Source organism: Pantoea sp. X-Soil-YNGN-844 (assembly GCF_059730595.1).
Window position 1 is genome coordinate 3,308,354 of sequence record NZ_AP036007.1, and the last position, 25,158, is coordinate 3,333,511.

At 55.4% G+C, this 25,158-nt stretch carries 21 protein-coding genes and 1 other RNA gene; 5 read left to right on the top strand and 17 right to left on the bottom strand.

The annotated features are described in order from the left end of the window. The 5 genes from gcvT to AC6I8C_RS15330 form a co-directional block, all read right to left on the bottom strand. Positions 1 to 1,098, bottom strand: a complete 1,098-nt coding sequence (gcvT, locus tag AC6I8C_RS15310; protein ID WP_497822964.1) for a glycine cleavage system aminomethyltransferase GcvT — start codon at positions 1,096 to 1,098, stop codon at positions 1 to 3. 432 nt (positions 1,099 to 1,530) lie between these two features. Continuing rightward, positions 1,531 to 2,733 (bottom strand): FAD-dependent 2-octaprenylphenol hydroxylase, encoded by a 1,203-nt coding sequence (gene ubiI, locus AC6I8C_RS15315; protein ID WP_497822965.1) that lies wholly within the window; start codon positions 2,731 to 2,733, stop codon positions 1,531 to 1,533. A 13-nt stretch (positions 2,734 to 2,746) separates the two neighbouring features. Further along, complete coding sequence (gene ubiH, locus AC6I8C_RS15320) at positions 2,747 to 3,925, bottom strand: 2-octaprenyl-6-methoxyphenyl hydroxylase (protein ID WP_497822966.1); 1,179 nt, start codon at positions 3,923 to 3,925, stop codon at positions 2,747 to 2,749. Further along, positions 3,922 to 5,244: a Xaa-Pro aminopeptidase gene (pepP, locus tag AC6I8C_RS15325; protein WP_497822967.1), complete on the bottom strand. Its 1,323-nt coding sequence runs from the start codon at positions 5,242 to 5,244 to the stop codon at positions 3,922 to 3,924. Before pepP ends, ubiH begins: the two co-directional genes overlap by 4 nt. A 46-nt stretch (positions 5,245 to 5,290) precedes the next feature. After that, positions 5,291 to 5,869, bottom strand: coding sequence for a YecA/YgfB family protein (locus AC6I8C_RS15330; protein ID WP_033733679.1), 579 nt, complete (start codon positions 5,867 to 5,869; stop codon positions 5,291 to 5,293). 170 nt (positions 5,870 to 6,039) lie between these two features. Here AC6I8C_RS15330 and zapA point away from each other — a divergent pair, with 170 nt between their 5' ends. From zapA to AC6I8C_RS15345, 3 genes are all read left to right on the top strand, one after another. Further along, entirely contained in the window at positions 6,040 to 6,369 is a 330-nt protein-coding gene (zapA, locus tag AC6I8C_RS15335; protein WP_008925677.1) for a cell division protein ZapA, read from the top strand. Between the two features lie 40 nt (positions 6,370 to 6,409). After that, a non-coding RNA gene (ssrS, locus tag AC6I8C_RS15340) (6S RNA) lies at positions 6,410 to 6,593 on the top strand. A 92-nt stretch (positions 6,594 to 6,685) separates the two neighbouring features. Then, on the top strand, positions 6,686 to 7,279 hold the full coding sequence (locus tag AC6I8C_RS15345) for a 5-formyltetrahydrofolate cyclo-ligase (protein ID WP_497823353.1): 594 nt from the start codon (positions 6,686 to 6,688) through the stop codon (positions 7,277 to 7,279). A gap of 352 nt (positions 7,280 to 7,631) precedes the next feature. Here AC6I8C_RS15345 and serA read toward each other — a convergent pair whose 3' ends face one another. Both serA and rpiA read right to left on the bottom strand, forming a co-directional pair. Then, positions 7,632 to 8,870: a phosphoglycerate dehydrogenase gene (gene serA, locus AC6I8C_RS15350; RefSeq protein WP_003852850.1), complete on the bottom strand. Its 1,239-nt coding sequence runs from the start codon at positions 8,868 to 8,870 to the stop codon at positions 7,632 to 7,634. 279 nt (positions 8,871 to 9,149) lie between these two features. Further along, positions 9,150 to 9,809 carry a ribose-5-phosphate isomerase RpiA gene (gene rpiA, locus AC6I8C_RS15355; protein WP_013358954.1) on the bottom strand — a complete coding sequence of 220 codons (660 nt, stop codon included), beginning with the start codon at positions 9,807 to 9,809 and terminating at the stop codon, positions 9,150 to 9,152. Positions 9,810 to 9,990: 181 nt separating this feature from the next. Between rpiA and AC6I8C_RS15360 the strand changes: the two genes are divergently transcribed. Further along, positions 9,991 to 10,896 carry a LysR family transcriptional regulator ArgP gene (locus AC6I8C_RS15360; RefSeq protein WP_010248822.1) on the top strand — a complete coding sequence of 302 codons (906 nt, stop codon included), beginning with the start codon at positions 9,991 to 9,993 and terminating at the stop codon, positions 10,894 to 10,896. 344 nt (positions 10,897 to 11,240) lie between these two features. Here the strand turns inward: AC6I8C_RS15360 and AC6I8C_RS15365 are convergent, their stop codons facing one another. The 7 genes from AC6I8C_RS15365 to tkt form a co-directional block, all read right to left on the bottom strand. Then, positions 11,241 to 11,963 carry an oxidative stress defense protein gene (locus AC6I8C_RS15365; protein WP_033784009.1) on the bottom strand — a complete coding sequence of 241 codons (723 nt, stop codon included), beginning with the start codon at positions 11,961 to 11,963 and terminating at the stop codon, positions 11,241 to 11,243. A gap of 144 nt (positions 11,964 to 12,107) precedes the next feature. Beyond that, the gene (gene argO / locus AC6I8C_RS15370) at positions 12,108 to 12,731 is read right to left on the bottom strand and encodes an arginine exporter ArgO (protein ID WP_497822968.1); all 624 of its coding nucleotides are present in this window, start codon (positions 12,729 to 12,731) and stop codon (positions 12,108 to 12,110) included. 124 nt (positions 12,732 to 12,855) lie between these two features. Further along, on the bottom strand, positions 12,856 to 13,743 hold the full coding sequence (gene mscS / locus AC6I8C_RS15375) for a small-conductance mechanosensitive channel MscS (protein WP_135907731.1): 888 nt from the start codon (positions 13,741 to 13,743) through the stop codon (positions 12,856 to 12,858). A 192-nt stretch (positions 13,744 to 13,935) separates the two neighbouring features. Then, on the bottom strand, positions 13,936 to 15,015 hold the full coding sequence (fbaA, locus tag AC6I8C_RS15380) for a class II fructose-bisphosphate aldolase (protein ID WP_013358958.1): 1,080 nt from the start codon (positions 15,013 to 15,015) through the stop codon (positions 13,936 to 13,938). Between the two features lie 105 nt (positions 15,016 to 15,120). Beyond that, the gene (gene pgk / locus AC6I8C_RS15385; protein WP_013358959.1) at positions 15,121 to 16,284 is read right to left on the bottom strand and encodes a phosphoglycerate kinase; all 1,164 of its coding nucleotides are present in this window, start codon (positions 16,282 to 16,284) and stop codon (positions 15,121 to 15,123) included. Between the two features lie 51 nt (positions 16,285 to 16,335). Next, positions 16,336 to 17,355, bottom strand: a complete 1,020-nt coding sequence (gene epd / locus AC6I8C_RS15390; protein ID WP_033733686.1) for an erythrose-4-phosphate dehydrogenase — start codon at positions 17,353 to 17,355, stop codon at positions 16,336 to 16,338. 313 nt (positions 17,356 to 17,668) lie between these two features. Then, positions 17,669 to 19,663, bottom strand: a complete 1,995-nt coding sequence (gene tkt, locus AC6I8C_RS15395; protein ID WP_497822969.1) for a transketolase — start codon at positions 19,661 to 19,663, stop codon at positions 17,669 to 17,671. Positions 19,664 to 19,934: 271 nt separating this feature from the next. On the opposite strand from tkt, the gene loiP reads away from it, so the two are divergent. Then, the gene (gene loiP, locus AC6I8C_RS15400) at positions 19,935 to 20,690 is read left to right on the top strand and encodes a metalloprotease LoiP (RefSeq protein WP_497822970.1); all 756 of its coding nucleotides are present in this window, start codon (positions 19,935 to 19,937) and stop codon (positions 20,688 to 20,690) included. Positions 20,691 to 20,754: 64 nt separating this feature from the next. Here the strand turns inward: loiP and AC6I8C_RS15405 are convergent, their stop codons facing one another. The 3 genes from AC6I8C_RS15405 to speA form a co-directional block, all read right to left on the bottom strand. Beyond that, entirely contained in the window at positions 20,755 to 21,165 is a 411-nt protein-coding gene (locus AC6I8C_RS15405) for a YidB family protein (RefSeq protein ID WP_497822971.1), read from the bottom strand. 192 nt (positions 21,166 to 21,357) lie between these two features. Next, positions 21,358 to 22,278, bottom strand: coding sequence for an agmatinase (gene speB, locus AC6I8C_RS15410; RefSeq protein ID WP_013358965.1), 921 nt, complete (start codon positions 22,276 to 22,278; stop codon positions 21,358 to 21,360). 170 nt (positions 22,279 to 22,448) lie between these two features. Further along, on the bottom strand, positions 22,449 to 24,425 hold the full coding sequence (speA, locus tag AC6I8C_RS15415; protein WP_497822972.1) for a biosynthetic arginine decarboxylase: 1,977 nt from the start codon (positions 24,423 to 24,425) through the stop codon (positions 22,449 to 22,451). Positions 24,426 to 25,158: the final 733 nt, after the last annotated feature.

Genomic DNA, 25,158 nt, shown 5'->3' on the forward strand with positions numbered 1-25,158 from the left:
TTACTGGGCGACCGGTTTACCGGCGCGGACAAAAACGGGACGGGTAACCTGAACCGGCATCTGGCGGTTACGGATCTCAACGATGGCAGTGCTGCCAATAGAGGCTGGAACACGCGCCAGGGCGATGCTGTAACCCAGCGTCGGCGAGAAAGAACCACTGGTGATGATGCCTTCCTGCAACTGCCCCTGGTCATCGGTGAAACGCACCGGCTGGCCGTTACGCAGCACCCCTTTTTCTGTGAGGATCAGCCCCACCAGTTTTTCGGTGCCACGTTCACGCTGCAGTTCCAGCGCTTCCCGGCCGATGAAATCGCGATCGGCGGGTTCCCAGCAGACGGTCCAGCCCATGTTGGCGGCCAGCGGTGACACGCCTTCATCCATCTCCTGACCATAAAGATTCATACCCGCCTCCAGACGCAGCGTATCGCGTGCGCCAAGGCCAGCCGGTTTTACACCAGCGGCCAGCAGACGCTGCCAGAAATCGGCCGCTTCTTCTGCGGGCATCGCAATTTCATAGCCCGCTTCGCCGGTGTAGCCGGTGGTAGCGATAAACAGGTCACCTGACTGCACACCGAAAAACGGCTTTATGCCTGCGACGGCCTGACGCTGCTCTTCGCTGAACAGGGTCTGCGCTTTCTGCTGCGCCTGCGGCCCCTGCACGGCAATCAGCGCCAGGTCATCACGTTCGGTGAGCGTAATGCCATAGCCCTCTGCGTGTTGGGTAATCCAGGCGAGGTCCTTCTCACGGGTCGCGGAGTTCACCACCAGCCTGAAGAACGTTTCGCTCATAAAGTAAACAATCAAATCATCAATGACGCCACCTGAAGCATTCAGCATGCCGGTGTAGAGCGCTTTGCCCGGCTGCGTCAGTTTTGCCACATCATTTGCCAGCAGGTAGCGCAGGAATTCGCGGGTACGCGGACCTGTCAGGTCAACAATGGTCATGTGAGAGACATCAAACATACCGGCGTCGCTGCGCACCACATGATGTTCATCCATCTGGGAACCATAGTGCAGCGGCATCATCCAGCCATGAAAATCCACCATGCGGGCACCGCAGGCCTGATGCTGTTCAAACAGAGGTGTTTGCTGAGTCATAACCATCCTGTGCAGAAGCGTTTGAGTGCAAAAGTGCGCCGGAATTCAGTGCCGACGCAAACGTTCTCTTACGGCTGACGTTACCACCGAATCTGACGATTAACCATAAGCAAACCGGGGTCGAAAGCAGATGCACAGCCTAACCAGGAACAGCTGACCACAGGATAAAAAACTGCAATTTTGTGATTAATCGCGCAATAAATGCAGAGTTTTTAAATATACGCAGCAAATTTATGCGGGATGGCATTCAGGATGTTAAAAAAATTCCGCACTCTGCCAGGAGATGAGTGAGAAAAAGTAATGCGAATTCAGTCGCAAAATTAGAATAAATCAAACGAAGATCCCTGATGGTGCAGCGTTGCCTTTTGGTGGTGCAGAGGGGGTCAGGTATAAAAAAAGCCAGCAGATGCTGGCTTATCAGAAGGTGTGGATTTAGCGTAGCCATGCGGGTAAATCATTCAGGCCCATCGCCTGCTTCAGCATCACCGGTTTGACACCCGGCAGGCGATCGGCCAGTTTCAGACCGACATCGCGCAGCAGTTTTTTTGCCGGATTATTACCGGCGAACATTTCACGGAAGCCCTGCATTCCCGCCAGCATCATGGCAGCACTGTGCTTACGGCTGCGCTCGTAGCGACGCAGATAAAGGTGCTGACCAATATCTTTACCCTGTTGATGCAGACGGCGAATTTCACCAATCAATTCGGCGGCATCCATAAAGCCAAGGTTAACGCCCTGACCCGCCAGTGGATGAATGGTGTGGGCCGCATCGCCCACCAGCGCCAGACGGTGTGCCGCAAAGTTGCGGGCATAGCGCGCCACCAGCGGGAACGACTTACGCTCGCTCTCGAGCTGGCACAGGCCAAGGCGCATATCAAACGCCACCGAGAGCTGCTGATTGAACAGCGCTTCCGGCATGGTTTCCAGACGACTCGCTTCCTGCGGCGAGAGCGACCAGACGATGGAGCTCAGATGGGGATCCTGCATCGGCAGGAAAGCCAGAATGCCGTCGCCGTGGAACACCTGGCGCGCCACCGCGTCGTGCGGCTTCTCAGTGCGGACGTTAGCCACTAACGCATGGTGATCGTAATCCCAGAAGGTCAGCGGAATATCGGCTTTATTACGCAGCCAGGAGTTAGCCCCGTCAGCGGCAATCATTAATCGCGCGCTTAACATGCTGCCATCCTGCAGGGTAATAAAGGCTTCATTGTCGCCAAACGCCACCTGCTGTAACTGCGAGGGTGCCATCAACGTTACGTCACTGCAGGCGCTGGCGCGTTGCCAGAGCGCGTTATGAATCACCGGATTTTCGATGATATGGCCCAGATGCGACAGGCCCTGCTGCTCATCATCAAAGGCGATGGTGCCGAAACTGTCCTTATCCCACACTTCCATGCCGTGATATGCGCGGCAGCGCAGCGAGAGAATGGTCGACCAGACATCCAGCTTCTGCAGCAGCCGTTCGCTGGCAGCGTTGATTGCCGATACGCGAATGGACGGAGACGCACTCAGCGCCAGCGGTGGCTCCGGCGATTTTTCCAGCACGGCGATGCGCAGTCCGCTGCCCTGCAAGCCGCAGGCCACTGCCAGCCCCACCATACCGCCACCGGCAATCACCACATCAAAAGTTTGCATCTGAGCCTCTTTATTAACGCTTAACCCAGCCAAGCGTACGCTCAGCCAGTTGATTTCGTAGCCACGGCAGATGATCCATCGCCAGCAGACCCAGGTTGCGACCGGCCACCATCGGGCCATAGCGATTCGCAAAGACACGAACCAGCCCGTCGGTAATACCGATGGTCGCGGCGCGGTCGGGCTGACGACGCTGCTGGTAATGGTTCAGCACCGTATAGCTGCCGGGGTCCTGCTGCTGGCGATGGGCGGCGGCCAGGGTTTCGGCCAGCGACATCACATCCCGCAGGCCAAGATTGAAGCCCTGACCAGCAATCGGATGCAGCGTCTGCGCTGCATTGCCCACCACCGCCACGCGGTGGGTCACGGGCGAGATCGCCCGGTGGAGTGCCAGCGGGTAGTATTCACGCTGACCGGTGTGGGTGAATTTGCCCAGGCGCCAGCCAAAGGCACGCTGCAAATGGCTAAGGAATTCGGCCTCGCTCCACTCCTGAATCTTTTGACGCTCCGACAGCGGATGACACCAGACCAGTGACAGACGGTTGCCGGACATCGGCAGCAACGCCAGCGGGCCATGCTCGGTGAAACGCTCGAATGCCCGGCCCTGATGAGGCAACGCAGTGGTGACATTGGCAATCACGGCGAGCTGCTGATAGTCGTCCCGCTGCCACTGAATACCGCACGAGGCGGCCAGCGCAGAGCGCGTGCCATCCGCCGCCACCAGCAGTTTGCCGCTCAGTTGCTCGCCACTGTCCAGCGCCACCTCTACCTGCTGCTCGCTGCGTTGGGCATGCGTGACGCGCGCCGGACAGCGCAGCGTCACGCCTGGCGCTTTTTTCAGTTCAGCAAACAGCCGCTGACCGACGTCAAACAGTTCGACCACCTGTCCCAGCGCCGGAATAGCGTAATCAGCCGCTGCCAGCGACACAAAGCCGGCGTGCCCGCGGTCGGAAACATGGATATCGGTAATCGGGGTGGCACAACTGGCGATGCGCTGCCACAGATTGATGTCCGCCAGCTGCTGGCAGGTGCCGGCAGAGAGCGCAATCGCGCGGCCATCGAAACCAGGATGCGCCCGACTGCCAGGCTCACTGCTTTCAATCAGCGTCACCGGCAGTGTGCCCTGGGTAATATGGGAGATCGCCAGCGCCAGCGTCGCCCCGGTCATGCCGCCTCCGGCAATCAGAATCGTCATGCCTGTTTTGCCGCCGCCATTAGTGCTTCAATCTCATCGGCCTCTTTCACCACGCTGTCAGTGAGATTCTCAATGCCATCTTCCGTAATGACAATGTCATCTTCGATTCGGATACCGATGCCACGATACTGTGCGGGCACGTCCGCATCCGGGGCGATATAAAGGCCCGGCTCAATGGTTAACACCATGCCCGGCTCCAGAATCCGGTCGCGGCTGGGGGTCCCGTAGTGACCGACATCGTGCACATCCAGCCCCAGCCAGTGGCTCAGGCCGTGCATAAAGAACCGGCGATGCGCCTCTTCGGCAAGCAGGGTATCAACGTCGCCTTCAAGAATGCCCAGTTCAACCAGACCGGTAATCATGATTCGCACCACTTCATCATTCACTTCACGAATGCTGACGCCAGGGCGGAACAGCTCAAGCGATCGGTTCAGCGAAGCCAGCACAATGTCGTAAATCGCGCGCTGCGCCGGGCTGAATTTGCCGTTAACCGGGAAGGTGCGGGTTATATCGCCCGCATAGCCATAGAATTCACAGCCTGCATCGATAAGCACCAGATCGCCGTCGCGCATTTCACTTTCGTTTTCGGTGTAGTGCAGAATGCAGCCGTTCTCTCCGGATCCCACAATGGTGTTGTAGGAGGGATAACGCGCCCCGTGGCGGGTAAACTCATGATGAATTTCCCCTTCAAGCTGGTACTCGAACAGGCCAGGCTTGCAGGTTTGCATGGCACGGGTATGCGCCAGTGCGCTGATTTCCCCGGCGCGACGTAACAGCGCAATCTCCTCTGCATCTTTGAACAGGCGCATTTCATGCACCCACGGTCGCCAGTCAGTAACGGTAGCGGGGGCATTGAGATTCTGACGGAAACCGCGACGCAGCTTGTCCAGCGCGCTGAACACCAGCGTATCCGCATGGGCATATTCGCCCTGCGCATGGTAAATGACGTCAAGGCCATTCAGCAGCAGGTGCAGCTGTTCGCCGATATCGCTCCAGGGTAAGGCACGGTCGACGCCCAGTTTTTCGGGAGCCGCTTCCTGACCCAGCCGACGACCAGACCAGACTTCTGCTGCCGGGTCACGCACGCGGTTAAACAGCACGCTGTGATTATGATTTTCGTCGCTTTTGATCAGTACCAGCAGTGCCTGCGGCTCGTTAAAGCCGGTGAAATAGCTGAAGTCGCTGCTCTGACGAAACGGGTATTCCGTGTCATTACTGCGTGTCACTTCTGGCGCAGCAAAAATCAGCGCTGCGCTGCCAGGCGCCATCTTTGCCAGCAGCGCCTGACGACGCTGCAGGTATCGTTCCAGTGAAATCATCTCTGCACTCCCTGTAAACTGACCGGTTAAACGCGTTGACCTGAAATTAGTGTAGCGTCGGTTTTTGCACTTCTGGCGCGGTGGGCTGGGGACGGGTAAACGTATCGTGGCACAGCAGTGCGGCGACACGCACATATTCGATCACCTCTTCCAGCGACTGCTCCAGCTCTTCCTGGTCTTCATCTTCTTCGTAACCAAGCTGGGCGATAGTGCGCAAATCGTCGATTGCTTCGCCGGTTTCGCCGGTGACCTTATCCAGTTTAGGCTGTGTTACGCCCAGGCCGAGCAGAAAATGGTTAACCCAGCCTGCCAGTGCATCTGCGCGGTCAAAGACAGTGATGTCATCGTCAGCAGGCAGCATCAGCTGAAACAGGAAGCCGTCATCTTCCAGCGTGGTGGCCGTGTGCTCGTGCAGCGCCGCCAGCGGCACGGCAAGAGTGTGTGAAAACGCCATGCCTTCGTTAGCCAGATCGTGTACCAGTGTCTTCCAGCTGGTGTCCTGGTTACCGCCACAGAGGATCCCGCTCAGCAGGCCATGCATTTCCGCGGGCGTCATGCCAACGCCCTGCTGGGAGAGCACAGCCGCGAGCGCGTTGTAATCGGGGGTTGCGTTCTGTAAGGACATAAGTTTTCATCGTCGTTGGCAGAATAAGTTCGTGTTATGCTACCACTAGCTGCCTCAAGGTTTCCAGAAAAGGGGTTGTATCTTATTTCGTGGGTCTATATAGTTGCCCGCCTCCCAAGCCATTGACTGCTAAGGGAGTTGCGAGCGAAGTAATCAGTCAGGAAGGTGGCATGTCTGCACAACCGGTAGATTTACAAATTTTTGGTCGTTCGTTGAGAGTGAATTGTCCGCCAGAGCAGCAAGATGCGCTCAATAGCGCGGCTGAAGATCTCAATCAACGGTTGCAAGATCTAAAAGTTCGCACTAGAGTCACAAATACAGAACAACTGGTGTTCATCGCCGCGTTAAACGTCTGCCACGAGCTGGCGCAAGAGAAAGTGAAAACGCGCGATTATGCTGCTAATATGGAACAGCGTATTCGTATGTTGCAGCAGACGATAGAACAGGCACTGGTTGAGCAAGGTCGCATCTCTGAGCGTGAGGGTGCGAAGTTCGAATAAAACTTCATGGTTGCTATCGTTACAGCAACGGTGAGGTAAATTTTCTCTGAGATGTTTGCATGTGGGCCAGTCCCCTGAGCCGATATTTCGAAAAAACAGAATGTGACGCTCTGTAACCTGTGTGCATGCTCGGTTCGTCCGAGAAGCCTGATGGTTACGACGGCATGTTCACCTTGAACCAAGGGTTCAAGGGTTACAGCCTACGGCGGCATCTCGGAGATCTCCCTTTCTGTAGTCCTGCTTTTTTCCCCGGACCGACATGTTATAGTCGCTGCACAGCGGCTTAAACGGCGGGGAAATCATGTCTGAACCTTCCATGTCATCACCTTCAATGTTACAGCGTCAGGAAATTCGTCAGCAGGTGCGCCATCTGCGTCGTGCCATGACGGATGAGCAGCAGGCTCAGGCGGCCGAACAGCTCGCTGAACTCGCCCTTAACTACGCTCCAGTTACTGCTGCGCGCAATATTGCCCTGTTTCTGTCGGTTGATGGTGAGCTGAATACCCGTCCGCTGATTGCCCGGCTCTGGCATCTGAAGAAAGCCGTCTATCTGCCGGTTTTACACCCTTTCTCCCCCGGTAATTTACTGTTTCTGCGTTACTCGCCCGATACGCCACTGCTCCCGAATAAACTGCGCATTCCTGAACCGCCGCTCGATATCCGACAGTTGATCACCCTTGATCAGCTGGATCTGATGCTGGTGCCACTGGTGGCCTTTGATCAGCATGGGCAGCGACTGGGGATGGGTGGCGGCTTCTATGACCGCACGCTGCAGAACTGGCGACAGCACGGTTTTTTGCCCGTCGGCGTGGCACACGATTGTCAGCAGGTCGATAACCTGCCGGTTGCAGAATGGGATGTGCCTTTGCCAGCGGTGATGACGCCGTCAAAGCTCTGGCAGTGGGAGTAGAAGAAGCACTGTTAGGGGATTTTCAGACGGCTTAAACCCATATTTGGGCGCATCTGGCAGCAATGAAATAGCTCAACGCGCAGGGAACATGGTCAGAAGAGGAAAGCGTCCCGCGCAAGGGACAAAAACGCCGGGAGCGTTTTTGAACAGCGCAAAGCGTTGGCCCGTTCACGGGCGCACCTCAGGGATGAGGTGCGTAATCGCGCGGGACGAGCATGCGATGGATGGCGGCTTTTGCGTCTTTCCGATCTGACCGTGTTCTCTTCGCAGTCTCGGTCTTACAGCAAATCGGGACAGACTGTATTAACTACCTGAAGAAACGCGACTAAGCGCCTCTCCAGGTGTGTATCGCTTAGTAAAGCAGACGCGCGCGGATAGTGCCCGGAATCGCTTTCATCAGCTGCAGCGCGTTCTCTGCCACTTCTGGCTCTGCATCAATGTCGATAACCACATAACCCATAAACGGCGAGGTCTGCAGATACTGCGCGGCGATGTTGATGCCCTGCTCTGCGAAGATCTGGTTGATGGCCGTCAGCACGCCGGGACGGTTTTCATGGATGTGCAGCAGACGACTGGCGCTGATACCGTGAATCGGCAGTGACACTTCCGGGAAGTTAACAGCCGAGAGAGTCGAGCCGTTATCAGAATATTTCGCCAGCTTACCCGCCACTTCAATTCCGATGTTCTCCTGCGCTTCTTCTGTCGAGCCGCCAATGTGCGGTGTCAGGATCACGTTGTCGAACTCACTCAGTGGAGAGATAAACGGCTCGCTGTTGGTGGCAGGCTCGGTCGGGAAGACATCGATGGCTGCGCCACCCACATGCTTGCTGGCCAGGGCATCACACAGCGCCGGAATATCCACGACGGTGCCACGTGAGGCGTTAATCAGCAGCGCACCGGGTTTCATCTGCGCCAGTTGCTCTGCACCGATCATATCCTGTGTAGAGGCGGTTTCCGGCACGTGCAGGCTGACAACGTCGCTCATGTTGAGCAGATCGGCCAGATGGCGTACCTGGGTGGCATTACCCAGCGGCAGCTTGTTTTCAATGTCGTAGAAAAAAACATGCATACCCAGGCTTTCTGCCAGCACGCCCAGCTGCATCCCAATATGACCGTAACCGATAATACCCAGCTTTTTACCACGTGCTTCAAATGAACCTTTGGCAATCTTATTCCAGATACCACGGTGTGCTTTCGCATTCGCTTCGGGGATGCCACGCAGCATCAGCAGCATCTCACCAATGACCAGCTCTGCCACCGAGCGGGTATTCGAGAACGGTGCGTTGAACACCGGAATACCCCGGCTCGCAGCCGCCTGCAGATCAACCTGGTTAGTGCCGATACAGAAACAGCCAACGGCGACCAGCTTTTCAGCCGCCGCAAAAATCTCTTCAGTGAGCTGGGAGCGGGAACGGATACCAATGAAGTGCGCATCGCGGATCGATGCTTTTAACGCGTCGGAGTCCAGTGCGCCCTTGTGGAATTCGATGTTGGTGTAGCCTGCAGCCCGCAGATTATCCAGCGCGCTCTGATGGACACCTTCCACCAGCAGGAACTTAATCTTATCTTTTTCCAGTGATACCTTTGCCATTTCCCGATCCTATTCAGCATTCAATGAGGACTACCATAAGCCAGCCTTCTGTCAAAATATCAAAAAAATCGCGTCCGGCAATACAAACGATTGCCCGGCAGCCAGCACGGCAACGGCTGACAGCAGCACATTGCCGGACAAAATCATGAGGTCAGCGATGAAGAGAGAACGAACCTACTGTCGATGACGGTTATGTGACATAAGTCACCAAATTTCACCGACGCGAGAAAAGATGATTTGCAGGCAGAAATAACCGGCGCCTTTACAGCGCCAGACAGATCATTTTTTGATGGTTTTCACGCCATCAGGACCGCCAATCAATGCGATATCGGCACCGCGCGCGGCAAAAAGGCCAACGGTAACGACGCCAGGCAAGGCATTGATGGTTTTTTCGAGCTCAATCGGATCGAGAATGCGCAGATTATGCACATCAAGAATAATGTTGCCGTTATCGGTCACCACGTTCTGACGATACTCAGGTAAGCCGCCCATTTTCACCAGCTGACGCGCCACGTAACTGCGCGCCATCGGAATCACTTCGACCGGCAGCGGAAAACGCCCCAGCACATCGACCTCTTTTGAGGCGTCAGCGATGCAGATAAAGGTCTCGGCCACCGCGGCTACGATCTTTTCACGCGTCAGCGCTGCGCCGCCGCCTTTGATCATTTGCATCTGTGGGTTGATCTCATCCGCGCCATCAACGTAAACCGACAGCAGGTCAATCTCGTTCAGATCGAACACCTGAATGCCCAGACTTTTCAGCTTCTGGGTAGAGGCGTCGGAGCTGGAGACGGCACCTTCGATCTGATGCCTGACCGTGGCCAGCGCATCAATAAAGTGGGCAGCGGTGGATCCGGTGCCTACACCAACAACGGTGCCCGGCTGCACATAGTCAAGTGCAGCCCAGCCAACGGCTTTTTTCAGTTCATCCTGGGTCATGGTATGTTTAAAACCTGTGCGACAACGAAGTGCGCGTAGTATAAAACAAGGCTTGCTGAAAATGCTCGGCTGTCCGACGTGGATTTAACGCTTTGGAAGCCAGCCCACAAAAAACAAGCGAGCATCACAGGTGACACTTTTGTGGCATAGTGACGTCCACCCTGAAGGAGAGAGAAGAAGAATGAAACGCCCGGATTATCGAACGCTTCAGGCGCTGGATTCAGTGATCCGCGAACGCGGCTTTGAGCGTGCCGCACAAAAGTTGTGTATCACCCAATCGGCGGTTTCACAGCGTATCAAGCAGCTGGAGAACCTGTTTGGTCAGCCGCTGCTGGTGCGCACCGTGCCGCCGCGTCCGACTGAACAGGGTCAGAAATTGCTGGCGTTGCTGCATCAGGTGGAGCTGCTGGAAGAGGAGTGGCTGGGCGATGAGAACAGTGGCACCACGCCGCTGCTGCTGTCGCTGGCGGTCAATGCCGACAGTCTGGCTACCTGGCTACTGCCTGCGCTGAAAGATGTGCTGGCAGATTCCCCTGTCCGTCTGAATCTGCAGGTCGAAGATGAAACCCGCACTCAGGAGCGTCTGCGTCGGGGTGAAGTGGTGGGTGCAGTGAGTATCCAGCCGCAGCCGCTGCCGAGTTGTCTGGTGGATCAGCTCGGTGCACTCGACTATCTGTTTGTCGCGTCACGCGACTTTGCCGATCGTTTTTTCCCTAACGGCGTCACCCGCTCAGCCCTGCTGAAAGCGCCTGCGGTGGCGTTTGATCATCTCGATGATATGCATCAGGCCTTCCTGCAGCAGAACTTTGATCTTTCACCCGGCAGCGTGCCCTGCCACATCGTGAACTCCTCTGAAGCCTTTGTGCAGATGGCGCGGCAGGGTTCAACCTGCTGTATGATCCCGCATCTTCAGATTGAGCGTGAGCTGGCAAGCGGTGAGTTAATCGATTTGACGCCAGGTCTGTGTCAGCGCCGGATGCTCTACTGGCATCGGTTTGCGCCGGAGAGCCGGTTAATGCGTCGGGTGACCGATGCGCTGATTGCGCATGGACATCGGGTGCTGCGGCAGGATGACGTGGCTGCCTGAAAACAAAAACAGGGCGAAAGCCCCGTTTTTGTTGCTGACAAATCGGGATAAATAGGAGTCTTACAACAACAGAAAAGTTAAACGCGAAGGGAACAGGGTCAGAAGAGGAAAGCGTCCCGCGCCCTGGGACAAAAACGCCGGGAGCGTTTTTGAACAACGCAACGCGTTGGCCCGGCCACGGGCGCACCTCAGGGATGAGGTGCGTAATTGTGCGGGCCGAGCGGCCAGGGATTGGCCTTAGCGACTTTCCGATCTGACCCTGTTTCCTGTGCAGGCACCGTCTCACAGCGAACCGGGCCAGGTTTTGTCAACAATCTCAAACGGGACATCAGCCCCGTTTTGCATTATGGCGTGTTGGGCTTGAGCTCAAACACCACATCGACCTGATCGTCAAAGTTGATGCTCTGCTGATCGTAGGTTTCCTGCGCCGACGTATCTGCCGCGGCTGCCGCTTTATACATGCGGTTCATTGGCATCGGCTGATAGTTGGCAACCTGATAACGAATGCTGTAGATAGATCCCAGCTTCGCGTTGAAGCCTTCAGCCAGCTGTGAGGCCTGCTGAGTCGCGTTTTTAATCGCGGCTTTACGCGCCTGCTCTTTGTAGCTTTCCGGGTTTGCCACGCCTAACTCAACGCTGCGTACCTCATTCAGACCAGACTTCAGCGCCCCGTCCAGCAGATCGTTCAGCTTGTCCAGCTGACGCAGGGTGACCTGCACCTGACGCACCGCGCGATAGCCTTTCAGTACCGATTTACCCTCTTTGGTGTAATCGTACTCAGGCTGTGTGCTCAGGTTAGCTGCATCGATATCTTTCTTCTCAATGCCGTTTTTCTGCAGAAAATCGAAATATTGCGCAACCCGGCTATCCGCCTGCTTTTTCGCATCTGCAGCATCTTTCGAAGACACGTTCACCACGATTGAGAGCGTCGCGATATCGGGACGGGCATCGACCGTTGCCTTGCCTGAGGTCACCACGTGCGGTCCGTTCGGTAACTCATCAGCGTGTACGCCAGGCAATGCCCCGGCGCTCATGATTGCGGCCAGAGCCAATGCTTTCAGTTTCATGAAAGTCCTCCTTGAAAAGGTCACTATGACGGCTTCCAACCGGCGAAGCCCAAAAGCGCATCGTTATGCGCCATGCTTTGAGTGGTCATTATGGCAAAAGTTCGCCTGCGGTGCGGCAATTACCGGCGCGGATCACAGCCGGGATCAAAAACCGGCAATGCCCTGGCGCGCCAGCTGCAGGGCGATAAACCACATCACCGCGCCCACCAGCAGGTTAATAATACGCTGGGCTTTCGCGGTACGCAGGCGCGGTGAGAGCCACGCGGCCAGCAGGGCCAGGCCAAAGAACCAGAGGATCGACGCACTGATGGTGCCCAGCGCGAACCACTGACGCGCCGTGGTAGTCGGCAACTGACCGCCAAGACTGCCCAGCACCACAAAGGTGTCGAGGTAGACGTGCGGATTGAGCCAGGTTACCGCCAGCAGCGTCGCAATGATGCGTCCCCTGCTCTGCTTTAACGGCTCACCATCCATCAGATCGGCCTCACCGCGAAAAGCACTGCGCAACGCGCCCCAGCCATACCACAGCAGAAAAGCCACGCCCGCCCAGGTGATGACCATCAACAGCAGCGGAGACTGGCTCAGCAAGGCGCTGCCGCCAAAGATGCCGCCGCATATCAGCAGAATATCGCTCAGCGAGCAGAGTGCCGCCGTCATCAGATGGTACTGACGTTTTACACCCTGATTCATCACAAATGCGTTTTGCGGCCCCAGCGGCAGTATCAGCGCGGCGCCGAGGGCAAGCCCCTGAAAGTAGAGAGATATCACAGAATTACGTCCTCACATGGTCAAATGCGAAGAAGTATAAAGAGAGGAGATGATTAGCGGAAATTGAAAGAATTAATCTGCGATTAGCAAAATTAATGGGCGACGGGCGCCGCCCATTGACCGATTACTGCGCCTGCGGCTGAGTTTCTGGCGTGGTTGCGTCCGACTGTCTGACGCGATGCAAATGCACATCCATCTGCGGATAGGGAATACCGATTCCTTTGCCATCCAGCGCACGCTTGAAGTTCTTCAGCAGGTCCCAGTAAACGTCCTGCAGATCGCCGCTGTTGCTCCAGCAGCGCACCACAAAGTTCATGGAAGAAGCGGCCAGCTCATTCAGACCAACCTGCACGCCTTTATCCTGCAATACACGGCTGTCAGCATCGACCACTTCACGCAGCAGCGTCAGAACCTCATCAACATCGGCATCGTAAGAGACGCCAATGATAAATTCATTACGGCGAACCGGCTCACGCGAGAAGTTAACGATGTTTCCGGCAAGAATTTTACCGTTAGGTACCACCACTCGCTTGCCGTCAGCTGACTTAAGCGTGGTGGAGAAGATCTGCACGTTCATTACCGTACCCATGATCCCACCCAGATCAACGAACTCACCGGCACGGAAGTGACGGAAAATCACCAGCAGTACGCCCGCAGCAAGGTTTGACAGAGAGTCTTTTAATGCCAGACCGACAGCCAGACCGGCTGCACCAAGGATGGCGATGACCGAGGTTGTCTGGACACCAATGCGCCCGAGTGCCGCGATAAGCGTGAAGGCGATAATACCGTAGCGCACCAGCGCCGACAGAAAATCAGCAACGGTCGTATCAATATGACGCGCGCGCAGCAGACGATTAACGGTATTAGAGATGATGCGTGCAATCATCATCCCCACAAAGATAATCGCAATAGCTGCGACAATGTTTACCGCATAGCTAATCAGCAGCTCCTGATTGCGTACTATCCAGTTACCCGCGTTGTTGAGTTCATCAAACATACCCGTATCCTGCATGGAACCATCCTGTAATTAAATTTCCCGGGGAAATAACAACACATTGTCAGAACCGCTCTGACAATCCCTGACAAAAGGGTAAACAATAAATGGCGGTGTGCCAAACCTGCATGGCTTTTGACACAAATCTGACAAAAAAAGGTCAAAAAAAAGGCCCTTTCGGGCCTTTTTTGTACGATAACTGAATGTCAGTTACAGCACGTCGACAGCGTTAAGCTCTTTGAAAGCCTGCTCCAGACGCACGACCATAGAGGCCTGGGCAGAACGCAGCCAGACGCGTGGGTCGTAGTATTTTTTGTTTGGCTTGTCGTCGCCTTCCGGGTTACCCAGCTGAGACTGCAGATAGCCTTCGTTCTTTTTGTAGTACTGCAGGATGCCGTCCCAGGTTGCCCACTGGGTGTCGGTATCGATGTTCATCTTGATCACGCCGTAGCTGATAGACTCTTCGATTTCTGCAGCTGAAGAACCTGAACCGCCGTGGAAAACGAAGTCCAGCGCGTTGTGCGGCAGGCCATGTTTTTCACAAACATATTTCTGCGAATCACGCAGAATGGTTGGGGTCAGTTTCACGTTACCTGGTTTGTAAACACCGTGCACGTTACCGAATGAAGCCGCAATGGTGAAGCGCGGGCTGATCGCATGCAGTTTTTCGTACGCGTAGTTCACATCTTCCGGCTGAGTGTAGAGTGCAGAAGCGTCCATGTGGCTGTTATCCACGCCATCTTCTTCACCACCGGTGCAGCCCAGTTCGATTTCCAGCGTCATGTCGAGTTTCGCCATGCGCGCCAGGTACTTGCTGCTGATCTCGATGTTCTCTTCCAGAGACTCTTCTGACAGGTCGATCATGTGAGAAGAGAACAGTGGTTTACCGTTTTTCTGGAAATACTCTTCACCCGCGTCCAGCAGACCGTCGATCCATGGCAGCAGTTTCTTGGCACAGTGGTCAGTGTGCAGGATAACCGGCACGCCATACTGCTCAGCCATCAGGTGAACATGATGTGCACCCGCGATAGCGCCGAAAATGGCCGCGCCCTGTGGTTTATCAGTCTTGAAGCCTTTGCCCGCGATAAATGCAGCACCGCCGTTAGAGAACTGGATGATGATTGGCGCTTTAACTTTCGCAGCGGCTTCCAGTGCGGCATTGATAGAGTCGGTGCCGACGCAGTTTACGGCTGGCAGTGCGAATTTGTTCTCTTTCGCAACTTTGAAGATCTTCTGTACGTCATCACCAGTGACAACGCCGGGTTTTACGAAATCAAAAATTTTAGACATGATTGTGTCCTGTTTCGTGACCGTTGTTCCCGCTCGGGAACATCGATTTAAACGCCCAGACGGGCAAGACTTCAGGCGATGCCGCCAGGCATCGCCCCCAAAGGATTACTGCTTCGCACGCTCTTCCAGCATAGCAACTGCAGGCAGTTTTTTGCCTTCAACGAATTCAAGGAATGCGCCGCCGCCGGTAGAGATGTAGGAAATTTTGTCTTCAATACCGAACAGGTCGATAGCTGCTAAGGTATCGCCACCGCCAGCAACAGAGAAGGCATCGCTGTCTGCAATGGCGTTCGCCACGATCTCGGTGCCTTTACGGAAGTTAGGGAATTCAAACACGCCCACCGGGCCGTTCCACAGGATGGTTTTAGCATCTTTCAGGATAGCCGCCATCGCCTGTGCGGTTTCGTCACCAAAGTCCATAATCTCTTCGTTATCCGCCACTTCCGAAACCTTTTTCACTGTTGCTGGCGCAGTTTCAGAGAATTCTGTGCCGACGCGTGAGTCAGTCGGAACCGGGATACCGTGCTGATCGCGCAGGCCTTTGGCCGCTTCAACGAAGTCTGGTTCATAGAGTGATTTACCGACATTGTTGTCGATAGCCACGAAGGTGTTCGCGATGCCGCCGCCCACAATCACGGTGTCCGCGATTTTGACCAGAGACTGCAGCACGTCAAATTTGGTAGAGACTTTAGAACCGCCAACAACAGCCACCAGCGGACGTTCCGGATTGCTCATAACTTTACCCAGCGCTTCCAGTTCTGCAGAAAGCAGCGGACCGGCACAGGCGATAGGAGCAAATTTGCCGACGCCGTGGGTAGACGCCTGCGCACGGTGCGCAGTACCAAAGGCGTCCATCACAAATACGTCGCACAGCGCAGCATATTTTTTAGACAGCGCTTCGTCGTCTTTCTTTTCGCCTTTGTTGAAGCGAACGTTTTCCAGCACCACCAGTTCGCCAGCGCCGACTTCAACGCCATCGAGGTAATCTTTTGCCAGGGTCACATTGGTGCCGCTCAGCTTCTCTTTCAGGTAGTTAACTACCGGCAGCAGTGAGAACTCTTCGTTATACTCACCTTCGGTCGGACGACCCAGGTGGGAGGTAACCATTACTTTCGCGCCCTGTTTCAACGCCGCTTCAATGGTTGGCAGAGAAGCACGGATACGTGCATCAGACGTCACTTTACCTTCTTTAACTGGTACGTTCAGATCGGCACGGATCAGAACGCGTTTGCCAGCCAGATCCAGATCGGTCATCTTAATTACAGACATGGTGAACCCTCTCGTTGATTCTCATAAGTTTTGCCAGACGCAAACCGCGTCTTACCTGAAACCGCTTGCGGCCATCGCTAACGTCGTGTCGAGCATTCGGTTAGCAAAGCCCCATTCGTTGTCACACCAGACCAGGGTCTTGATAAGGTGTTGACCGCTGACCCGCGTTTGTGTTCCATCCACAATGGCACTGTGCGGATCATGGTTAAAATCTACTGAGACTAACGGTAATTCCGTATAGTCAACTATACCACGAAATGCCCCTTCTGCCGCGCTCCGCAACAGGGTGTTAACATCACACGCTGTCACCGCGTTATGCACAGAAACGCTGAGATCAATGGCCGTCACGTTAATCGTCGGGACGCGAACGGCTATCGCCTCAAAGCGATCGTTGAATTTCGGAAAAATACGGGTAATGCCAGCCGCCAGACGCGTATCTACCGGGATGATCGACTGACTGGCTGCGCGTGTGCGGCGCAGATCGCTGTGATAAGCGTCGATCACCTGCTGATCGTGCATCGCCGAGTGGATCGTAGTGACGGTGCCGGACTCAATTCCAAACGCATCATCCAGCAGCTTAATCACCGGAATAATGCAGTTCGTCGTACAGGAGGCGTTGGAGACGATGCGGTCACTGGCGGTCAGTGCCTGCTGGTTAACGCCATACACCACCGTGGCGTCGAGATCGTTGCCGCCGGGATGAGAGAACAGCACTTTTTTAGCGCCAGCCTGCAGATGCGCTTCGCCATCAGCCCGCGAGCCATAGACGCCGGTACAGTCCAGCACCACATCCACGTCGAGTTCACGCCAGGGCAAATCGGCAATGTCTGCACGGTGCAGGATACGCAGGGTATCACCCCCTACCCACATCACATCGCGCTCCTGACGGACGTCGAAAGCAAAACGGCCATGGCTGGTATCGTATTTCAGCAGGTGTGCCATACCGGTGGCTTCTGCCAGCTCGTTAATGGCGACCACAGTGATCTCTGCACGCCGGCCCGTTTCATAGAGCGCGCGCAGGACGTTGCGTCCAATCCGGCCAAAACCATTTATCGCTACCCGTACCGTCATTTCTCTCCTGCCACGTCAGACTGAAAAAAACGTGCCGTTAGCCTGAGCGTTTCACTGCATTTTGTACAGGAGATTCTTACCCGGCATTGTCCGAAATCAGGGCGGTGTGCACAGCGACTGAAACGGTTCAGCCACAATAATAGATGGAAGGAATAACAGGAATGACTGTGATCAATCTGACTGCTTAAATTTGGATCTCTGTCACAAATTCGGGCCATAGTCAGTTATTACTGGAGGAATAATAAATAGAAGGACGAAAATTTCGCCCCTCTTGTTTCACTGCCAGACGGGAACAGACCCGCCTGGCCGGTTTTTACGCCAGCAGCGCCTTCGCTTTCGCGACCACGTTGTCGACGGTGAAGCCAAACAGTTCAAACAGCTGATCCGCAGGTGCAGATTCGCCAAAGCTGGTCATACCCACGATCGCGCCGTTCAGACCGGTGTATTTGAACCAGTAATCCGCGATGCCCGCTTCGATAGCGACGCGCGCGCTGACCGCTTTCGGCAGTACGGATTCGCGGTACTCATCGCTCTGCTTGTCGAAAGCATCCGTTGACGGCATAGAGACCACGCGCACTTTACGGCCTTCGCTGGTGAGTTTGTCCCATGCACCGACAGCCAGCTCAACTTCTGAACCGGTAGCGATCAGGATCAGCTCAGGGGTGCCGTCGCAATCTTTCAGTACATAACCGCCACGTGCCACGTTAGCCAGCTGTGCAGCGTCACGTTCCTGCTGCGCCAGGTTCTGACGAGAGAAGATCAGTGCTGTCGGGCCATCCTGACGTTCGATGGCATATTTCCACGCCACGGCAGATTCAACCTGATCACATGGACGCCACAGGCTCATGTTTGGTGTGGTACGCAGGCTCGCCATCTGCTCAACCGGCTGGTGCGTCGGACCATCTTCGCCCAGACCGATAGAATCGTGGGTGTAGACCATGATCTGACGGAGCTTCATCAGTGCCGCCATACGCGCTGCATTACGCGCATATTCAACGAACATCAGGAAGGTGGCGGTGTACGGCAGGAAGCCGCCATGCAGCGCCAGGCCATTAGCGATAGCGGTCATACCGAACTCGCGCACGCCGTAATGGATGTAGTTACCCGCCGCATCTTCGTTGATTGGCTTAGAGCCAGACCAGATAGTCAGGTTGCTCGGTGCCAGATCGGCTGAGCCGCCCAGGTATTCCGGCAGAATTTTACCGAAAGCTTCGATAGCGTTCTGTGAGGCTTTACGGCTGGCGATCTTGGCCGGGTTCGCCTGCAGCTGCTCAACGAACTTCTGCGACTCTTCCTGCCAGTTAGCGGGCAGTTCGTTGCTAACGCGACGTTTGAACTCGGCAGCCAGTTCAGGATGTGCCTGCGCATACGCAGCGAATTTCTCATCCCATGCAGACTCTTTTGCCTGGCCCGCTTCTTTCGCGTCCCACTCTGCATAGATGTCAGAAGGAATAACGAATGGCGCGTGGTTCCAGCCCAGCTGTTTGCGGGTCAGTGCCACTTCATCATCACCCAGCGGTGCGCCGTGTGAATCATGAGTACCCGCTTTGTTCGGTGAACCAAAGCCGATAACGGTTTTGCACATCAGCAGTGAAGGCTTGTCGCTGACGCTTTTCGCTTCGTCGATCGCTTTAGCAATCGCGTCCGCATCGTGACCATCAACGCCGCGCACCACGTGCCAGCCGTACGCTTCAAAGCGCTTCGCGGTGTCATCGGTAAACCAGCCATCAATGTGACCGTCGATAGAGATGCCGTTGTCATCATAGAACGCAACCAGTTTGCCCAGCTTCAGCGTACCCGCCAGTGAGCAGACTTCGTGCGAAATACCTTCCATCATGCAGCCATCACCCATGAAGACATAGGTGTTGTGGTCTACGATGTCATGACCCGGACGGTTGAACTGTGCGGCCAGCGTGCGTTCCGCAATGGCGAAGCCGACTGCGTTCGCGATGCCCTGCCCCAGCGGACCGGTGGTGGTTTCAACGCCCACGGTGTAGCCATATTCAGGGTGACCTGGAGTTTTTGAGTGCAGCTGGCGGAAGTTTTCCAGCTCGCTCAGTGGCAGATCGTAGCCGGTCAGGTGCAGCAGGCTGTAGATCAGCATGGAGCCGTGACCATTAGAGAGCACGAAACGGTCGCGGTCGGCCCACAGCGGGTTGGTTGGGTTGTGGTTCAGGTAGCCGCGCCAGAGTACTTCAGCGATGTCCGCCATGCCCATTGGGGCACCCGGATGTCCCGATTTCGCTTTCTGTACTGCATCCATACTTAACGCACGAATGGCGTTGGCAAGCTCTTTACGAGAGGGCATTTTCTACTCCAGGTCGGATTAATGCTTCGCGCCTTAACTTATTGTTATTAATGAGTTAGTGGGCAAAACAAGGAAAAAGTTGCCCATCAATGTACATGAAAATCGGGGCAAAAGTACATGCTGTAAAACGCTAAATGTAACCGCTTCGTATGGCTTTTCCGGCCAACTCTGCTAGCAAAGTGCAGACTGGCACGCTATAACCAAATCGTTTATTCACCTGACTGAGTTTCAGGTGTTTGTTTTTCTTACCTTGTTATGAATGGGATAGAGCATGAAAATCCAGAAAACGGTGTTAGCGCTTGGGCTGGCAACGCTGCTCAGCGGCTGTCAGGGTTTAGACAATAATGGACTGATGCAGTCGGGCGCGCAGGCATTTCAGGCGTACACCCTGAGCGACGATCAGGTTAAGCAGCTGAGCGATAAATCCTGTGAGCAGATGGACAAGGATAATCAGGTTGCGCCTGCAGGCAGCGAGTATCAGCAGCGTCTGAACAAGATTGCGGCCGCGCTGGGCGATAACATCAACGGCGTTCCGGCTAACTATAAGGTTTATCAGACCAAAGATGTCAACGCCTGGGCGATGGCAAACGGCTGTATCCGCGTTTACAGCGGCCTGATGGATATGATGACTGACAATGAAGTGGAAGGCGTGCTGGGTCATGAGATGGGGCACGTGGCGTTAGGTCATACGCGCAAGGCGATGCAACTGGCGTATGCCACGACCGCAGCCCGCACGGCAGCAGCCTCAGTGGGCGGCGTGATCGGTTCACTGTCGCAGTCGCAACTGGGTGAGATGGGGGAAAAGCTGGTCAATGCGCAGTTCTCCCAGACACAGGAATCACAGGCGGATGACTACTCCTACGATCTGATGAAGAAGCGCAACATCAATCCGGAAGGCCTGGTCACCAGCTTCGAGAAACTGGCGAAACTGGAACAGGGACGTCAGAGCTCAATGTTTGACTCGCACCCGGCTTCTGAAGCACGCGCCGAGCACATCCGTGAGCGCATTGCTGCTGACGCGAAGTAATACGGACGGCAGGCGCGTGCATTGTGCATGCGCCTGCAGAGCGTGTCAGGTCAGTATCCGTGGCCTAACGTTTAAATATCTGATCTACCATCGAACCTAAATCGAGTTTGTTCTCGTGCAGCGATGCTTCATCCATATGCCCCTGGGGTGACATCTTGTCGATCAACTGCGGCAGAATCACTGCCAGCGTGCCCGCTGCGCCTTTCACGTCGGTTCCCAGCTTATCCGCCAGTGACTGCAGTTCCGCCTCGCCAAACGCCGAGTGTATGTCGCTGTGTTCTACCGGCTGATTCTTCCCGGTGCCGATCCACGAACCAAACACCTCACCCAGCCCGCCCTGCTGGAATTTTTGCAGCAGCACTTCGATGCCGCCTTGCTCCTGTACCCAGTGCCAGACCGCCTGCAGTTGCCCAGGCAGATGCCCGTCGCTTTGGTTGCCCTGCAGCGCTCCCGCCAGTTCATCCAGAAAGCCCATAATTGCCTCCACGTTGAGAATTGATATCAGTCAGTTTAGTTGCTGATGCGTGGTTACGCCTGAGGCGCGTGCGCTATCACAAGGGGAGAAAATCCGGAGGGGAAAAAGCGGATGGTGACCGTTACTGGCACTGCGCCGCTTCAGGTGGCGGCGCAAAGCCTGCCGGGTTGACCCGGCAGGCTCAGGACGGAATTAGCCTTTGTTCACGGCCTGAACATGCAGCATATCCAGTGCCAGCGTCGCCGCCGCCAGTGCTGTCAGATCGGCGTGATCGTAACCGGGTGCCACTTCCACCAGATCCATGCCGACAATGTTCATGCCCTGCAGGCCACGGATCAGCTTGGTCGCTTTATCGGTGGTCAGGCCGCCAATGACCGGGGTGCCGGTGCCAGGCGCATGGGCCGGATCCAGACAGTCAATGTCGAAGGTCAGGTAAACCGGCAGATCGCCGACGGTACGTTTTACTTCGGCGAGGATATCGTCAACGCTGCGGTCATTAACCTGCGCCGCATCCAGCACGTTGAAGCCCAGGCTCCTGTCGAACTCGGTACGGATACCGATCTGCACGGAGTGCTGTGGATCGATCAGACCCTCTTTCGGCGCGGTAAAGAACATGGTGCCGTGGTCAAAAGTCGGGCCGTTGGAGTAGGTATCGGTATGGGCATCAAAATGCACCAGCGCCATCTTACCGAAATGTTTTGCATGGGCGCGCAGCAGAGGCAGCGTAACGTAGTGGTCACCGCCAAAGGTCATCATGCGCTTGCCATTGGCCAGCAGTTTTTCAGCATGGGCCTGTAACTTGTCAGAGAGATCCTGCGAGTCGCCGAAGGCGTAAACCAGATCGCCACAGTCGACGACGTTCAGGCGCTGACGCAGGTCAAAATCCCACGGCCAGCGGCAGCCTTCCCAGGCCAGATTGGTGGAGATCTGACGGATTGCGCCCGGCCCCAGGCGGCTGCCCGGACGACCGGAAGTGGCGGCATCAAACGGCACGCCGGTGATAACCCACTCGGCGTCGCTGTCGTAAGGCTGGAAATTCAGCGGAAAACGCATGAAGCCAAAGGCGTTAGAAACCAGGGAGTTGTCGTACTGATTGCCAAGCGTGTTATACATAATTGCTCTCTCTATGTGCGTAAGTCGGGCCAGGCCCGCAAGCCATTAAGGTTGAGATGAAAAAAATCCCCTCCGCGTCGTTAGGCCCGACGAGGAAGGGATTGAGTGGTTCAGATTATCGACATAGTTAACGGCAACTGCAATATGCGATTGCGGGCTGCCAGGGCCGATTACTCATCTTCTAAATAGGTATATCCGTAGAGGCCGCTCTCAAACTCTTCCAGGAACTGCGCGCGCAGCTCATCGTCGAGATCGGACGCCTGCACCTGATTGCGGAACAGCGCCATCAGCTCGTTAGGATCAAGCTGCACATAACGCAGCATGTCAGCCACGGTGTCACCTTCATCCGAAAGCTGCACTTCGACTTCGCCATTTTCGCGTGCGTAGACATCCACCGCTTCGGTGTCACCGAACAGGTTGTGCATGTTGCCCAGGATCTCCTGATACGCCCCGACCATAAAGAAACCTAACATCGGCGGGTTATCAACGTCATATTGCGGCATTGGCATGGTGGTCGCGATACCGTCGCCATCCACGTAGTGATCGATGGTGCCATCAGAGTCACAGGTGATGTCGAGCAGCACGGCACGACGCTCCGGCTTCTTGTTCAGCCCTTCCAGCGGCAGAACCGGGAACAGCTGATCGATACCCCACGCATCCGGCATAGACTGGAACAGCGAGAAGTTAACGTAGATCTTATCCGCCATCCGCTCCTGCAGTTCGTCGATAATCGGACGGTGCGCACGGTTGCTGGGATCAAGATGCTGCTGAATGTAGTGGCAGATGCTCAGATAGAGCTGCTCAGCCCATGAACGCTGCTTGAGATCGTAAGTGCCAGACGCGTAGCCGGTATGGATATCAGACAGATCCATCTGGCTGTCGTGCAGCCATTCACGTAGCGAACGACGGGTGTCCGGCTCGTGCATCTCCTGCCAGGTTTCCCACATGCTGAGGATCGGGCGCGGCGCATCCACATCCGGCGTTTCGGGTTCGCTGAACTCGTTACGCTCCACACCGATGATGTTGGAGACCAGCACCGTGTGGTGCGCGGTCACGGCACGACCGGACTCAGTGATCACCGTCGGATGGTCCAGACCGTGCTCATCACAGGCAGAGCCAATCGCCCAGATCACATTGTTAGCGTACTCATTCAGGCCATAGTTAACCGAGCAGTCAGACTGCGAGCGTGTGCCTTCGTAATCGACGCCCAGACCGCCGCCGACGTCGAAACATTTGATGTTAACGCCCAGCTTCGCCAGTTCGACGTAGAAGCGCGCCGACTCACGCACACCGGTGGCGATATCGCGGATGTTGGACATCTGCGAACCCAGATGGAAGTGCAGCAGCTGCAGGCTGTCGATGCGACCTGCTTCACGCATGATCTCAACCAGTTTCAGCACCTGGGTCGCGGACAGGCCAAACTTCGACTTTTCGCCGCCGCTCGACTGCCATTTACCGGAGCCCTGAGAAGCCAGACGCGCACGGATACCGAGACGCGGCACCACATTCAGACGCTCCGCTTCTTCCAGTACCAGTCGCACTTCTGTCATCTTCTCCAGCACCAGATAGACCTTGTGGCCCATCTTCTCGCCGATCAGCGCCAGACGAATATATTCGCGGTCTTTATAGCCGTTACAGACGATCACTGAACGGGTCTGTCCGGCGTGCGCCAGCACCGCCATCAGCTCTGCTTTGGAACCTGCTTCCAGTCCCAGCGGTTCCCCAGAGTGGATCAGCGATTCGATGACGCGTTTGTGCTGGTTAACTTTGATCGGGTAAACCAGGAAGTAGTCGCCTTTGTAACCGTAAGATTCACGCGCACGCTTAAAGGCGGCGTTAATCGAACGCAGACGATGCTGCAGGATCTGCGGGAAGCAGAACAAGGCGGGCAGACGCTGGCCCTGTGCTTCGCGCTCTTTCACCAGTCGGGCTAAATCGACGCGCACATCCGGACGGTCCGGATCGGGGCAGACACTGATGTGGCCCAGTTCGTTAACGTCGTAATAGTTGTTGCCCCACCAGGCGATGTTGTACGTACGCAACATTTTGCTCGCATCCTGATCGTTCATTGCAACCTCCTGCATGGAGCGGAGTGTACCCTGTTCGCCAGCTGACGAACCTTTGATATTCTTCATGTCGTCAGACATCGCGAACCTCAATTTTCCGTTGAAAGATAGAACTGTTAACCGGCTTTATGGCCGCTAATCTGAAAACCTGTTGCCACATTAAATGCACTGTCCTGTTCACCTGACATTGCCGTCAGCGCGATTCACGCATGAGAGTTAAGTGTAAAACACCCTGGCCATCTCCGTTGAAACAGAGAACATTTAACCGATCACTATTGACCATGGATAATCTGCGTCGTTCCGCTGCGCAGACGCAGAGAAGAGACAAAACCGATCGAGCAGAGATAAAGATTAGCCGGCGCCTGTGTCGGTAAAATTACCGCATCGGACGTCGTGTCGGCAGAAAAGAGAAACAGATGGGAAGCAGGAGAGAGCCAGCGCCACGCCGCAGCGCAGAGAATCGGAAAGAGAAAAAGCGTGGTTCATTACTTGTATCACCTCCGCATATGCCAGGGGCACATGGAAAACAACCTGGGTGAAAGCCAGATCAGAGTCCGACAGGCGCGACGCAGAGAGTGGCGTCATTCTTGCTGCTGCTCTCGAAGCAGCGGCGTTTTATACCGTTTACGGCCCTAAAATGCAAAAAGATTATCCGGGAATTGCGTGAAGTGTCAGCAAATTATGTCGATAACGATAACAGGTAAAATGCTGAAACAGAAAAAGGGCTGGTAATTGGTTTCCCCTCTATCCTAAAATAGCCGTCCAGATGGTTTTCCATCTAAACAGGTTACTATCCAGGCGGTGTTGGCCCGCT